This is a genomic window from Mycobacterium sp., assembly GCF_036273375.1.
Taxonomy (GTDB): Bacteria; Actinomycetota; Actinomycetes; order Mycobacteriales; family Mycobacteriaceae; genus Mycobacterium.
On sequence record NZ_DASUHS010000093.1, the window covers coordinates 40,980 to 54,791 of the forward strand.

Here is a 13,812-nt window from a genome sequence, read left to right on the forward strand (position 1 = left end):
CACTCATCGCACTGGGAGCGGATCGCCCATCCGGGCGAAGCAGTCGGCAAGATTCTCCCCGAGGAATGCTGCCCGGGCAGCCGCATCCAGATTCGACAAGGCAGGTTCGAGCAGATCTATGGGCGAGGCATTGCCTTCGCCATGCGGATAGTCCGACGAGAAGACGAGCATTTCCGGAAGCAGCGGCAGGACCGCTTCGAGCGGATCCTTGTCGCCAAGACCGATCAGCGGCGTCGCGCGGATGTTACGTCGGACCGTGTCGCCACGCCCGAACGAATCGCAGCGTGAGACGAAACCAGGCAACCAACTGACCAATAATTCCTCGGTGACGACAGTCAGCGCTGGGTGTCGGTCGAACACACCTCCGTAAACCATTCCGGCAAGCAGCAATTCGGCCGCTTGGTGACGCATGGCGTTCGCATAGCTGAAATACCCCATCATCCCGCCGCCGCCCGGTTGCATCCAGCCGGCGTTTCCCCATCCCTCGAAGTTGGCTGGCGTACGTCCAACATGCAACAGCGCGATCATGCCGAGGTCGGTCGCCGTTGCCCATACGACATCCCAATCGGGGTGAGCCGGCGACATACCGTTGAACGGTCGCGCCTCGATCCAGAACGCTCTACTGCCACGATCACGCATGCGGCGCAGTTCGGCCGCTGCGCCGGCCAGGTCGCTGAAATCGACAAGGGTGACCGGGAGCAACCGGTCGGTTCTTTCCCCTAAGCGATCCGCCAGGAAGTCGTTGCAGCGGCGGAATGCGGCAGCGCGATCATCGACGAATTCGGCCAACAGAAACCAATTGCCAGGATTGATGAGGGCGATGTCGATGCCGACATCGTCCATCCAGCCGATCCGCTCGTCGACAGTGGAGACTACGAACTCGGGATCTCCGGCATCCTCGAGCAGCATCTGCTGCATCGACGACGTGTTCTCTCGAGGCAGGAACTGCACGATTTCGTCGATCGCGGGCCTATCCTCGCGCGGCGTCGCCCTTGCCAGATCCTCGGTCATCGCATATCGCATCACTTCCCGGCTATCGGGCATGCGCGACAGGACTTCGCGGAAGGGATGCTCATCTCGTGCGATGGTCGTTTCGAAATGGCAATCGCAATCGATTACTGGCATGCGCTTGACCACCTATCCCAGTGCAGCACCTCGTTGACCGGCCGCCGCTGCGCCGGCTTGAAGTCGACGCCGACCGTATAGGCAACCGGGAAGACCCCCGCGATGGTGTAGTCCTCGTACGGAATGCCGAGCAGCTCAGCGGTTTCCCGCTCTTTCCACAGTTGCAGCGTCGTCCACGCGCTGCCAAGACCGCGCGATCGCAGTGCGAGCATGAAGCTCCACACCGCCTGCAGGATCGAGCCCCACGTGCTCGCCTGGTAGAAGCTGTTGGCTCTCTCCAACCGGCCCGGCGTCAGGACCGCTGGGACCATGAGCACGGGCGCTTCTTGCATGTGCTCCATCAAATAGATCACCGACCCGCTGATCTCGGCCATGCGCTCGTTGCGGCCGACGTCGATCCGGGTGCCGACAGAAGGATTGGGCCCGGCGTCCCCGAGGAATAGTTCGAGGGCTTGGCGCTGCAGTTGAGCAAGCTCGTTTCGGAGTGCCGGATCTTCGACCGCAATCCATTCCCAGCCCTGGTTGTTCGAACCGTTCGGTGCCTGCAGTGCCAGCGTCAGGCATTCTTCGATGACCGAACGTGGCACCGGTCGCGAAAAGTCAAGACGCTTACGCACATTCCGCGTCGTGGTCAGAACCTCGTCAATGCTCAGGTCGAGCACCGGATGGGTCGCCGAGTGTTGGTTGTTCGACATCTAGCGGCCCCCGAGACCCGGCGCGAGTAGCAGATCGTAGGCCTGCTTTGAGTCCCAATACTCCTGAAAGCGGGCGACCAGACCGTCGCGCATGTCGATCAGGAACAGATAGTCGTTGACGTAGTCCTTGTCCGCCTTGGTCTTGCACGCCATGGTGAAGCGGAAGATCACCCTGTCCCCTTCGACTTCGAGGAACTCGCGCACCGGGAAAGTCATCGTCTCCGGGATGTAGCCGGTCTCGATCCCCAGCCCACTTTTCGAGACGTGTTCAACGGCGTCCCACCCGACGTGTTCGATTGTGTCCTCGGCTCCGGGAATGGGCACGCCTCGGGTCGTCACCCATGTGACGTCGTCGGTTGCCACGCTGCGCGCGATGGCAGTGTCCACCCACAGGTTGTCGAAAAACGTCTGCGCGATGTCTTTATTGGACGCGCGAGAAGCGGGCATGGCTACCTTCCTGAAGGGTCGTGACATCTGGGAAGCTACCGCCTGAACACATCGTCAGGGAGCGCCGGTGCCACCGGTTGGGACTGCTCAACCGCGCAGCGGCGTCGCTATGCGTCTGAATCTTCGACAACGCGGAGCACACCTTCTGGACAAGCCTCCGCCCCGGCGATGGCAAGATCGCGCAGCGAGTCCTCGATCGTGGTGGGGACATTGTGGCAATAGCCGTCGTCGTCGAGCTGGTAGACCTGGGGAGCGATTCCGTTGCACGACGCGTGTCCGGCAACGGTCGGCGTCGGACAAAATGCGCGGCGTCACGTGACGGCCTGCCCCCTCGTGTTGGCCGCCGGGCGAACGCCGGGTGTGAGTCTGATCGGCAGGTCGCGCGCGCGATCACCGACGCAACAGCTTGCTGGGCGAGCAGCCACGACATGGTCAGCTCGAGGATGAAACGACCGTGCCTTTGGGCGACCGCCGTCAACCTCTCCACCCGTCGCAGACATGCGCTCGGGTGTGCGCCCGTGTGGATCATCGCCCGAACGTACGGCCGGTCAGCTGAACCGTGGCCGTCGCCCGCATGGCGGTAGCCGAAATACCCACCGCCGCCGTATAGGCGCCCGGGTTGATCCGCCAGGTCCCGGCGCCGCCATCGTAGCGGGCGAGCAGGCGCGGGTCCGCCTCGATGGTCACCCACTGCATTGCACCCGGCTCGAGCTCCACCCGCGCGAATCCCAGCAGCCGCAAGCACGGTTCACCGGCGGCGGCCGTTAGGTACAACTGGGCTACGTCCGCCCCTGCGCGGTCGCCGACATTGACGACGCTGAAACTGGCGCGGATGGTCTCTTTCCCGCTGACCACCAGGTCGCGGTAGTCAAACCTGGTGTAGGACAACCCATGGCCGAAGGCGAACATCGGTTCATGACCGCGCGCGGCAAACCAGCGGTAGCCGACGTCGGCTCCTTCGACGTAGTCGATCGTGGTCGGTGTCCCCCACGGTTCGCCGGCGCCGGGCAGTTGCGGGCGCGGCGTTTGGGCCAGATCGACCGGAAAGGTGATCGGCAGCCGGCCCGACGGATTGACCTTCCCGGTGAGAATCTCCGCGATGGCCTGGGCACCGGCCTGGCCCGGAAACCACGCTTGCGCAACGGCGTTCACCGAGTCCCGCCAGGGCATCGACACCGGATTGCCGGTCTGCAGCACCACGGCGGTGTTGGGGTTGACCGCCGACACCGCCGTGATCAGCTCGTCTTGGCCCCACGGCAGCGAGAGGTCGGCGATGTCGAAGCCCTCGCCCTCCGCGCGGACCGCGAACACGATAGCGATGTCGGCCCCGCGCGCCGCCCGCACCGCCTCGGCCGGACTGATCCCGGGATCGAACTCAATCTGGGCGTGCGGGAGCTGTTTTCGCAACTCGTCCAGCGGACTCGGTGGCAGCAGGTACAGATTGCGCAGCCCGGCCTCCAGCCCAGTGCCGCCGATCGGCACCACGCCCGCGTATCCGCGCGGCGGAACGACGGTGCTGGAACCGTATCCGGCCGGCACGCCCATGTGTGCATATCCGCCGATGACGGCGATGCGCACGCTCGACCCGGGTGCCAACGGCAACATCCCCCGGTTGATCAGTAACACCGTTCCCTGCCGGGCGATGTCCAGCGCAATCTCGTTGTGCGCAGCCAGGTCCGGTGTCGGCGCCGCATCGGCGTTGTCAATACCGACGGCAAACATGGACCGCAGCATCCGGCGAACCATGTCCGACAGGCGCTCCTTGGTCAGCCGGCCGTCGGCGTATGCGTCGCGCAGCGGCGCACCGAAGGACTCGGCCTGCCATAGCAGCGCGTCGATCTGGGCCCCACACTCCTGATCGAGGCCGGCCAGGGCGCACTGCCAGCTCGGCGTCGCACCCCAATCCGACATCACCCACCCGCGGTAACCCCAGGCTCCTTTCAGCACGTCGTTGATCAAGACGGTGTTCGCCGCGGCGTAGTCGCCGTTGACCTTGTTATAGGCGGTCATCACCGCGCCGGGTCGCGAGCGCTCGATCGCCAATTCGAAGGCCAACAAGTCGGATTCGCGGTGCGCGGCGGGATCGATGACCGCGTCCAGGAAGTGCCGATTGGTTTCGTTGCAGTTCAACGAGTAATGCTTGACCGTCGAGATCACGCCATGGCGCTGGATGCCGTCGATCGACTCGGCGGCCATCGTGGCGGTCAAAAGCGGGTCCTCAGAATGGTATTCGAAATTGCGGCCGTTGCGCGGGTCGCGGGCCAGGTTCATCGCACCCGCCAGCTGCACGTTGAACCCGCGGCTGCGCGCTTCGCGGCCGATGACTTCGCCGGCGGCCCGGGCCAGCGACGGATTGAAGCTGGCGGCCAGCGCCAGACCCGCGGGCAGCGCGGTGGCCGTGTCGCCCGGGCGGAACCCGGGGTTGGTGACGCCCAGGCCGGCATCGCTCATCAGCAACGCCGGCACACCCAGACGCGGAACCCCCGGCACGTATCCCGCACTCATCGGCGCGTCCGCGGGGATGCGCTCGTCGCGCACCGGCAACATCTCGCCGGCTCCCATCACCGACACCAGCAGCGCGAATCGCTCGTCGTCGGTCATCCGGGCTTCGACCGCACGTGCCCGCGCGTCGGGATCGGCGTGGCTCAACGAACGCCCTCTTTGGCGTAGACCACGCGCAGCACGTGCCCCAGTTCCGGTCCCATCACCAGCTCCGTCAACTCGCAGATCGTCGCAACGAACTCGGGGCCGTGCGGCGGCTCGGCCCGGCACAAATGATGCGCCACTTCGTGCAGCACCACCAGCTCGCGCAGCGCCCAGTCGGCGGTGTCGTGATCGGGAACCGCGATAACACCTGTGCCGTCGCGGTTTTCGTAGTGCGCGGCGGTGGCGGCGCGCCGCGGTCGGACCCGCAGCGGCGGCACAGCTGGCCACCGTTGCCGCACCGCCGGGAGCGCCAGCACGTCGTCCACATAGCGCTGCGCGGACGCCACCGAACCGAATCGCCCCTCCGGCGGCAGCGTCAACTGTGTGCCGAAGAAGTCCACCACCGGTGAGCCGTGCTGGGCGGCACGGTCGAACAGCGTCCGGACGAACTCCTCAGCCGCATAGACCTTGGAGCGTTGAGAATCCCGCCTCGGGAAGTTCCCCGCCGTCACCCGCTCAGCGCGCTCCGCGCCCCGGGGAGTTCGGCACTGTTGCCGAGCCGCGCTCGCTTGCCGGCCCGGTCCCCGGCACGCCGCGCCGCCGAGGAATACCCCGCCGACGCCCGGCCGGCCTGCCAGGTGCCGCGCGCCTTCGACGCACCGCGGTAGTAGTCCACCAGCTCGACCTCCTTGTCCCGCAACGCGATAGCGGTACCCGGCGACCGACGGCGGTCTTTGGTGGCTTCCTGCCGAGCCTGGTCGCGGGCCTCGGTCAGCCGCTTGCCGACGCGTGCCCCGAACGCCAGCTGAAAGTTGAGGCGAGCGGTGATAGTCGGCGTGGGACGATGCGCACCAGAGGCGAGGTAGGCGTCCGAAGCGCGGACCATCTGGACGACCAGGCCGGCGTATAAGGCGTGGCTGGCATCGATGTCCTCGACGAACCCGTAGGCGTACACGAACGTCGAATTCGAGGCCACGTCGCAGCGCACATCGTTGGCCGCGGCGATCAGCACGAACAGCTGCACATAAGTGCGTAACCCCTTGGTGCCGGCGGCCCCGATGGTGATGGTGCGCTGCGTCGGCGTCTGCGCCGCCGACCGTTCAACCGAATGGGAACGCGCCACCGCAAGGTCGATGGACGCGGCCGTCGCGAGCCGCTGCGCGGCGGACATGAACGCGTCGGCTTCGTGAGTGTTGTCGGTACCCTCGGCCTGACGCAGCAGTGCGGCGATGCGCGCCAGCATCTTGTCGTCAGTCATAGCGCCGCTCTCCCCCTCGCCGCTCCGCGGCTGGGCGGTACCCCCACCCCATCGCTTCGCTCTGCATCGTCGCCCGCGTCAGTCATGGCGCCAAAGTACGGGAGCGGGCCGACACGCCCGCCCTCACAGGCGAGCGGTGATCCAGGAGACCACGTCATCAAGCACCTGCTCGCGTTCGGGCTCATTGAAAACCTCGTGGTAGAGCCCCGGGTAGACCTTCAACTCGACATCGGTGGACCCCACGCACTCGACGAGGCGACGGCTGCCCGCGACGGAGATCAGCCGGTCCTGCTCCCCGTGCACCACCAGCAGCGGCGCCGTCAGGGCCGGTGCCCGTCGCGGCATGGTCTCGCCGACCTGCAGCAACGCGCGGCCGATGCCGGCCGGCACCTTGCCGTGGTACACGAGCGGGTCGTCTTTGTAGGCGGCCACCACCGCGGGGTCACGGGAAATGGCGTCGACGTCGAGTTCCTGCGCCGGCAGCCCGGGCACGACGGCACCGAGCACCTTGGCGGCCAGCGCCAGCAGCGCCGAGACCTGATCCTGGGCCGCCACCGCGGGCCCCGACAGGACCATCAGGTCGTAGTTGTCCGGGCGTTCGACGCCGTAGGCGAAGACGATTCCGCCGCCCATGCTGTGCCCCAGCACGATGCACTTGAGGCCGTGGTGCTCTCGGGTGGCGATGCCGACCAGGGTGTCGAAGTCGGCGGTGTACTCGTGGATGTCGCGCACCAGCACCCGCTTACCGCCGGAGCGGCCGTGCCCGCGATGGTCCAGCGCGTAGGTGACCAGGCCGGCCTCGCCGAAGCGCTTTGCGACGTGGTCGTAGCGACGCGCGTACTCGCCGAGACCGTGTGAGAGGACCAGGACGGCTCGCGGGGCGGTGTCGGGTGTCCAGACGTCGTAGACGATGCGCACACCGCCGAACCCATCGAAACTGCGTTCGGTGCGGTTCACTCGGAGGTCCTAGTCATTACGGGCAGCGTAGTGGCTGCTGATACGGGCCGTCTGCCCCGACACTGCGTAGGCTCTTGCGGATGAACCTTCTCGCGCAAAACTCTGAAGGTGACCCGGTGGCCGGCGAGGGTTTCTCGGCGCACGCCGAACCGTATCGCCGCGAACTGCTGGCCCACTGTTACCGAATGACCGGGTCCCTGCACGACGCGGAAGACCTGGTGCAGGAGACCCTGCTGCGGGCATGGAAGGCGTACGACCGTTTCGAGGGCAAGTCCTCGGTGCGGACCTGGCTGCACCGCATCGCCACCAACACCTGCCTGACCGCACTGGAGGGACGCCAGCGCAGGCCGTTGCCGGTGGGCTTGGGTGCTCCGAGCTCGGACCCGACCGCCGAGCTGGTGGAGCGACGCGAGGTGCCGTGGCTGGAGCCGCTGCCGGAGCTGACCGAGCATCCGGCCGACCCGTCGGTCGTCGTCGGGTCGCGGGAGTCGGTGCGGTTGGCGTTTGTCGCTGCGCTGCAATATCTCCCGCCACGGCAACGGGCGGTGCTGCTGCTGCGCGACGTGCTGGGATGGCGCTCCGCTGAGGTGGCCGATGCGGTCGGAACCACCACCACCGCAGTCAACAGCCTGCTGCAGCGGGCCCGGTCTCAGCTCGAAGCGGTTGGACCCAGCGCCGAAGACGAACTGGCGCAGCCGGATTCGGCCGAGGCCCAGGACCTGCTGGCGCGCTACATCGCCGCGTTCGAAACCTACGACATCGACCGGCTGGTCGATATGTTCACCGCGGAGGCGATCTGGGAGATGCCGCCGCACACCGGCTGGTATCAGGGCGCTGGGGCCATCGTCACCCTCATTCATCAGCAGTGCCCGGCGGAGGTCAGCGGGGACATGCGCATGCTGCCGCTGATCGCCAACGGCCAGCCTGCCGCGGCCATGTACATGCGCGCCGGCGAGGTGCATGTTCCTTTTCAGTTGCATGTGCTGGATGTGCAGGACGGCAAGGTATCCCATGTAGTGGCTTTCCTCGACGACACGTTGTTCACGAAATTCGGGCTGCCCAGCTCGCTGTCCGCCGCCCAGAGGTGACAAGGATGCTTCCATGACGAACACCCGCCCCCGGGTGACGCCCACCCCTGGCCGGCCGGCGCTGCTGCTGAGCGCCTTTGACCTGGCCGAGGTGGGCTACGGCGTCGAGGAGTTCTTGATCGCCGGCACCGCCTGCCGCTACACCCCGGTGAGCGAGCTGGGCCCCGACGGCCGGTGGGACGTAACACCCTCGGGCTCGGCCGATTTCACCACCCGCATCGTGGTGTTGACGCCGTCCGACCCGGCCCGGTTCAACGGGACGGTGCTCGTTGAGTGGCTCAACGTCAGTGGTGGCATCGACGCCGCCGCGGTGTGGATGATGGCGCACCGCGAAATGCTGCGCGCCGGTTACGCCTACGTCGCGGTCTCGGCTCAGCGGGTGGGAGTCGAGGGCGGCGAAAGCCTGCTCGGCGGGGATATGTCACTGAAAAGCCAAGACCCGCAACGGTATGCGGCCCTGCATCATCCGGGCGACGCGTTCTCCTACGACATCTTCTCCCAGGTCGGCGGGCTCATCAAAAATGGTGAACACGGCGCCATCCTGCAAGGCCTGCCCGCGCAACGCGTCATCGCACTGGGCGAATCCCAATCGGCGATGTTCCTCACGACCTATATCAACGCCGTCGATCCGTTGGCTCCCATCTATGACGGGTTCCTGGTGCATTCGCGGTTCGGCCCGGCCGCCCCGCTGGACGGCACCTCGATCTTCGAAGAATCCCCTGCGATGCAGGCGGTTACGTTCCGTCCGGAACTGCGGGCCCCGCTGCTGACGGTCATCACCGAGACCGATGTTTTCGGCGGCCCGCGCGACGGCTACTACTTCGCCAGACAGCCGGACAACGAGCGGCTGCGGGTCTGGGAGATCGCCGGTGCCGCCCACGCCGACAACTACACGATCCAGGTGGCATTCATCGACAGCGGCTCGGCACCGCTCGAGGCCATCGTGGCCGGCTACACGCCGACCGACATGTTGATGGGCCAGCAGCTGGCGCACAACATCAACTTCGGGCCGCAGCACCACTACGTGGTGCAGGCGGCGCTCGCGGCGCTGAACACCTGGGTCGCCACCGGCGAACCCGCGCCGGGCGCCGAGCCGCTCGAGGTCCACGAAAGCGCTGGGCCGCAACCCGTTACGGACGGCAACGGACTCGCCCGCGGTGGCATCAGGACCCCATGGGTGGACGTGCCGATCGCCAGGACGTCGGGCCTGGGCGGCGAAGAGAGCATCATGTCGGCGATCTTCGGCTCTGGAGAGCTGTTCGACGCCAACACGATTCAGCGGCTCTATCCGGGTGGCGGCACGCAGTACCTGGAAAGCTTCACCGCCGCCCTCGACGCGGCGATCGGCTCCGGGTTCATCCTGCCGGCCGACCGCGCCGAGATCCTGCAGCTCGCCGCCGCGACGTATCCCGACGGCCGGGCTTAGAACAGTCGGCTGTCCGGGGGCGGACCCGGTACCGGACGCACCAGGCCGGTCCCGGTGATCAGCGGCAGGTCCAGCGCGGACAGCAGTCCGGGCGGGGCCGCACATACCGCGGGGATGGCGTTGACCATCCGCGACGAGCCGGCGATGCGGGCTCCCAGGTCGTGGTCTGCGTCCTCGGCCATCTCGAATTCGCAGCGCATGCAGGGCGAGCCCTCGATTTCCACCCGGTACAGCCCTTGTCCGGACGCCGGCCCGTAGCCGAGGTCTTTCGGCGCGATGGAGATGCGCGGATGCGGCCAGTCCGGGGCGATGTCGTCACGCATGCGCGTCACGTGGTCGAGCACGAAAGTTGGCTTCCCGTCCACGTAACCGGTGAGCGTCGAACGCATGGCGGCGATGGTTCCGGCGGCGATGTGACCGGTGGGGGTGTCGAAGGACTCGGGGGCGGGGATCCGCTCGTTGGTCTCCTCGATGTTGTCGATCTTGACACCCAGGCCGGCGGCCAACTGGTGCAGCACCGGACCCCAGCCGAAGGTGAAGATCCCCGGCTGGGCCGCGAAGGCCGGGTAGGCCGGCTGCTGGCCGAAGCCGAGGATCTCGTAGACGGCGGACTTATCCGGATAGGTGGCGTAATTGAACATCTCGGTCACCCGTATCGACTCGATCACCCGGGAGACGCCGGTAAGGACCAGCGGCAGCACGTCATTGGCGAACCCGGAGTCGATGCCGGTGGTGAAGAACGACACACCTCCGTCGATCGCGGCCTGGCGCAGCGGGTCGGTGAACGCGGCGTCGACGGCGTCGGGAAAGACCAGCGGCACCACCGAGCACGACACCACGTTCTTTCCGGCCCGCAGGATCGACACCATGTCCTCGACGGCTTCCAGCGGCCGCAAGTTCGCGCCGGCCGCGTATACCACTACGTCGGCGTCACCGGCCAAGAGGGCGGCCGGATCCTGGGTGGCCACCACGCCGACGGGCGCGATGCCACACAGCTCTCCCGCATCGCGACCCGCCTTGGCATCGCTGTGCACGACGACGTCGACCAATTGCAGCTCCGGATGGTCGATCACGCCCCGCAGGGCGACCACGCCCATCGAACCCGGCCCCCATACTCCCACCTTAAACACGACTCTCTCCTAATATTAGGACTCATATTCTGCTATTTTGGACGGATCGTAGGGAGGTGGCGGTGGATACGTCAATGGCCGCGACCTGGGCCGGATCGGGCGCCAAATCACCGCCCACCGCCCGCGTAGTGAACATCCTTGCCGCCCTGGCGAATTCGCCATACGGCCTGACCTCGGCCGAGCTGGCGAAGAGCTGCGCGATCAGCACCTCGACCTGCGCGCTGGTGCTGGCCGAATTGGAACGGCGGGCCTGGGTGGCGCGCCGCGACGATCGTCGCTACGTGCTGGGCAGCGGATTGTTCGGACTGGTTCACGGCCTGCGCGAGCAGTTCCCCCTGTTGGACCGCGGGCGTGAGGCGCTGCGTTTCCTGCACCACACGCTCGGGGCGGGCTGCTCGATGTCGAGGATCGGAGCCCGGCATTTGACCACCGTCGACGCGGTCGGCCATGGCACCGACGGCGAGCGTGCCGTGGGGCAGCGCTTCCCCATCGACCCGCCGTTTGGTCTGGTCGCCATGGCCTGGCGCGACGACGACTTCGTCGAGATGTGGTTGCATCGCGTGATGCCCAGGCTGACTCGCATCGAAATTGCCGAGCACCGACTGGTACTCGCCGATATTCGCGCCCGCGGCTACGGCGCGTGGCGGTTCGACGACACTCACCGCTCGCTGCACACTCGGCTTGCCGATGTGCTGGGCTCGCTGGAGCCGACGGCGCAGGTCACCCGTCAGCTCACCACGCTGATGACGATGGTGACCCTGCGGTCGGTCACCGATGCGCTCGAGACGGATTTGGCCACAACGGAATTCGTAGTCCTGCCGATATTCGGCCATGACGGCCAGCCGGAGTACCAAATCGAGATTCACCTGGGTCACTCCACCGGGCTGACCCTGCCGAAACTCGACACGGCACTTCGGCATGCCCAAGGCCTGCTCACCGCGGCGGTGACCTGACGCGGCAACAGATTAGGCTGGGGTGATGTCCGCCAGCACGGTGATAAGGGATGCGGGAACTCGGGCCCTCACCAGCACCCCGTGGCTGACATCCCGGCACTCTTTCTCCTTCGGTGACCACTATGACCCGGACAACACCCATTTCGGGCTGCTGCTGGTGAACAACGACGACATCGTCTCGCCGGGAACGGGATTCGACACCCACCCGCACCGGGATATGGAGATCGTGACCTGGGTGCTGCGCGGCGAACTGTCGCATCACGACTCCGCCGGCAATCATGGGGTGATCTATCCCGGCCTGGCGCAACGCATGTCGGCCGGCAGCGGAATCCTGCACTCCGAGCGAAACGACTCCTCCACTGAGCCGGTTCATTTCGTGCAGATGTGGGTGGTCCCCGATGAGGCCGGTGTCCCACCGAGCTACCAACAGCACGAGATCGACGAGAAGCTGTTGGCGGACAATCTTGTGACGATCGCCTCAGGCATGTCCGCGCGTGACGCCGCGATCACCCTGCACAACCGCAACGCCGCGCTGCACGTGACACGGTTGGCGGCCGGTGCGGAGGTGAGCCTTCCGCAAGCTCCCTACCTGCACCTTTTCGCAGCCCGGGGCAGCGTCAGCGTGGAAGGAATAGGCGCGGTGGCCGAGGGCGATGCCGTCCGATTCACCGACGCCGACGGCCGGCGCGTGTCGGCGAGCGAGCCGTCAGAACTGCTGATCTGGGAGATGCACGCGAAGCTTGGTGACTGAGGCCATAGAGGGCCGGCTCCGCAGCCCATAGAGTGAGCACGACAGACAGGAGTCGGCATGCCTCACTCGCACCCGCAGCACGCGGCGCCCAATCCCAATCGGAACATCAAGGCGATCCGCACCGTGCGGTTCTGGGCGGCACCCCTGGTGATCACCGTGGCGTTGATGTCGGCGCTGTGCGCGCTCTATCTCGGCGGCATCTTGAACCCGACGACAAACCTGCGTCATTTCCCCATCGCGGTGGTGAACGAGGACGCCGGCCCCGGTGGCGCACAGATCGTCGACCGCCTGGTCAATGGGTTGGACAAGAACAAGTTCGACGTTCGCGTGCTCTCCCGTGGCGAGGCCAAGCACCAAATGGACACCGGCCGGGTGTACGGCCAGGTGTTGATACCGCCGAGCTTCTCGTCGAAGTTGCGGGATTTCGCGACCAGCGCTGTGCTGCCCGCCCGCGCGGACCGGCCGTCGATCACGGTCTCCACCAATCCGAGGGCCGGCACGCTCGGCGCGAGCATCGCCGGTCAGACCCTCAACACGGCGATGGGGATGGCCAACGGCATAGCCGGGCAACGCGTTATGGCGGAGGTGGCCGCGCAGACCGGCGGCGCACCGCTGGCCGGGGCGGCCCAGGTGGGCCTGAGCGCCCCCATCGACATCCAGTCCAACGTATACAACCCCCTGCCGAACGGCACCGGCAACGGCCTGTCGGCTTTCTACTATGCGCTCTTGCTGCTGCTGGCCGGATTCACCGGCAGCATCGTGGTCAGCACGCTCGTCGACGCGCTGCTCGGTTATGTGCCCGCCGAATTCGGCCCGGTGTACCGGTTCGCCGAGCAGGTCAGGATTTCCAGATTTCAGACGCTGCTGCTGAAGTGGGCCCTGATGGTGCTGCTAGGGCTGCTCACCTCGGCGGTGTATCTGGCGATCGCCGACGCGCTCGGCATGCCCATCGACCACAGCTGGCAACTCTGGGCGTTCGGCGTCTTCGCGATCGCCGCCGTGGGCATCACGTCCAGTTCCCTGCTGTCGGTGCTGGGGACGGCCGGAATGCTGGTCAGCTTGCTCATCTTCGTGATCCTCGGACTGCCGTCGGCCGGCGCCACGGTGCCGCTGGAGGCCACACCGTCCTTCTTCCGCTGGCTGGCCGAATTCGAACCGATGCACCAGGTCTTCCTCGGGACCCGGTCGCTGCTCTACTTCGGCGGCCACGGCGATGCCGGCGTAACCCAGGCCCTGACCATGACGACGATCGGCCTCGTCATCGGGCTGCTGCTCGGCGGCATCGTCACGCACCTTTACGACCGCAAGGGCTTTCACCGGATTCAGGGTGCGGTCG

At 66.6% G+C, this 13,812-nt stretch carries 12 protein-coding genes and 1 pseudogene; 5 read left to right on the forward strand and 8 right to left on the reverse strand.

Going from position 1 to position 13,812, the window contains the following annotated elements; genetic code table 11:
- Positions 1-3: 3 nt before the first annotated feature.
- The 7 genes from VFW69_RS08825 to VFW69_RS08855 form a co-directional block, all read right to left on the reverse strand.
- On the reverse strand, positions 4-1,137 hold the full coding sequence (locus VFW69_RS08825; protein WP_526500234.1) for an amidohydrolase family protein: 1,134 nt from the start codon (positions 1,135-1,137) through the stop codon (positions 4-6).
- The gene (locus VFW69_RS08830; protein ID WP_526500236.1) at positions 1,116-1,820 is read right to left on the reverse strand and encodes a nitroreductase family protein; all 705 of its coding nucleotides are present in this window, start codon (positions 1,818-1,820) and stop codon (positions 1,116-1,118) included. The genes VFW69_RS08825 and VFW69_RS08830 overlap by 22 nt, the downstream gene beginning before the upstream one ends.
- Complete coding sequence (locus VFW69_RS08835) at positions 1,821-2,267, reverse strand: nuclear transport factor 2 family protein (RefSeq protein ID WP_526500238.1); 447 nt, start codon at positions 2,265-2,267, stop codon at positions 1,821-1,823.
- 525 nt (positions 2,268-2,792) lie between these two features.
- Complete coding sequence (locus VFW69_RS08840) at positions 2,793-4,868, reverse strand: glycoside hydrolase family 3 protein (RefSeq protein ID WP_526500256.1); 2,076 nt, start codon at positions 4,866-4,868, stop codon at positions 2,793-2,795.
- 44 nt (positions 4,869-4,912) lie between these two features.
- Positions 4,913-5,425, reverse strand: coding sequence for a TIGR04338 family metallohydrolase (locus VFW69_RS08845; RefSeq protein ID WP_526500240.1), 513 nt, complete (start codon positions 5,423-5,425; stop codon positions 4,913-4,915).
- Positions 5,422-6,171 (reverse strand): DUF2786 domain-containing protein, encoded by a 750-nt coding sequence (locus VFW69_RS08850; RefSeq protein WP_526500242.1) that lies wholly within the window; start codon positions 6,169-6,171, stop codon positions 5,422-5,424. Before VFW69_RS08850 ends, VFW69_RS08845 begins: the two co-directional genes overlap by 4 nt.
- A 123-nt stretch (positions 6,172-6,294) precedes the next feature.
- On the reverse strand, positions 6,295-7,089 hold the full coding sequence (locus tag VFW69_RS08855; protein WP_526500258.1) for an alpha/beta hydrolase: 795 nt from the start codon (positions 7,087-7,089) through the stop codon (positions 6,295-6,297).
- Between VFW69_RS08855 and VFW69_RS08860 the strand changes: the two are divergent.
- A pseudogene (locus VFW69_RS08860) lies at positions 7,082-8,216 on the forward strand (RNA polymerase subunit sigma-70). The gene VFW69_RS08855 and the pseudogene VFW69_RS08860 sit on opposite strands and share 8 nt — an antisense overlap.
- Before the next feature lie 13 nt (positions 8,217-8,229).
- On the forward strand, positions 8,230-9,642 hold the full coding sequence (locus VFW69_RS08865) for an alpha/beta hydrolase domain-containing protein (RefSeq protein WP_526500244.1): 1,413 nt from the start codon (positions 8,230-8,232) through the stop codon (positions 9,640-9,642).
- Here the strand turns inward: VFW69_RS08865 and VFW69_RS08870 are convergent.
- A complete protein-coding gene (locus VFW69_RS08870; protein WP_526500246.1) occupies positions 9,639-10,772 on the reverse strand; it encodes an NAD(P)H-dependent amine dehydrogenase family protein in 1,134 nt (377 codons plus the stop codon). The two genes, VFW69_RS08865 and VFW69_RS08870, sit on opposite strands and share 4 nt — an antisense overlap.
- A 74-nt stretch (positions 10,773-10,846) precedes the next feature.
- On the opposite strand from VFW69_RS08870, the gene VFW69_RS08875 reads away from it, so the two are divergent.
- The 3 genes from VFW69_RS08875 to VFW69_RS08885 all read left to right on the forward strand — a co-directional run.
- Entirely contained in the window at positions 10,847-11,725 is an 879-nt protein-coding gene (locus VFW69_RS08875) for a MarR family transcriptional regulator (RefSeq protein WP_526500260.1), read from the forward strand.
- Positions 11,726-11,750: 25 nt separating this feature from the next.
- Positions 11,751-12,476, forward strand: a complete 726-nt coding sequence (locus tag VFW69_RS08880; protein ID WP_526500248.1) for a pirin family protein — start codon at positions 11,751-11,753, stop codon at positions 12,474-12,476.
- A gap of 57 nt (positions 12,477-12,533) precedes the next feature.
- Positions 12,534-13,812 (forward strand): YhgE/Pip domain-containing protein (locus VFW69_RS08885; RefSeq protein WP_526500250.1); only part of this gene is annotated, 1,279 nt, incomplete at its 3' end.

Bases quoted from the DNA above. Each gene is read 5' to 3' on its own strand.
- VFW69_RS08830 (WP_526500236.1), bottom strand. From the start codon at position 1,820: ATGTCGAACAACCAACACTCGGCGACCCATCCGGTGCTCGACCTGAGC.
- VFW69_RS08835 (WP_526500238.1), bottom strand. From the start codon at position 2,267: ATGCCCGCTTCTCGCGCGTCCAATAAAGACATCGCGCAGACGTTTTTC.
- VFW69_RS08840 (WP_526500256.1), bottom strand. From the start codon at position 4,868: ATGACCGACGACGAGCGATTCGCGCTGCTGGTGTCGGTGATGGGAGCC.
- VFW69_RS08850 (WP_526500242.1), bottom strand. From the start codon at position 6,171: ATGACTGACGACAAGATGCTGGCGCGCATCGCCGCACTGCTGCGTCAG.
- VFW69_RS08865 (WP_526500244.1), top strand. From the start codon at position 8,230: ATGACGAACACCCGCCCCCGGGTGACGCCCACCCCTGGCCGGCCGGCG.
- VFW69_RS08875 (WP_526500260.1), top strand. From the start codon at position 10,847: ATGGCCGCGACCTGGGCCGGATCGGGCGCCAAATCACCGCCCACCGCC.
- VFW69_RS08880 (WP_526500248.1), top strand. From the start codon at position 11,751: ATGTCCGCCAGCACGGTGATAAGGGATGCGGGAACTCGGGCCCTCACC.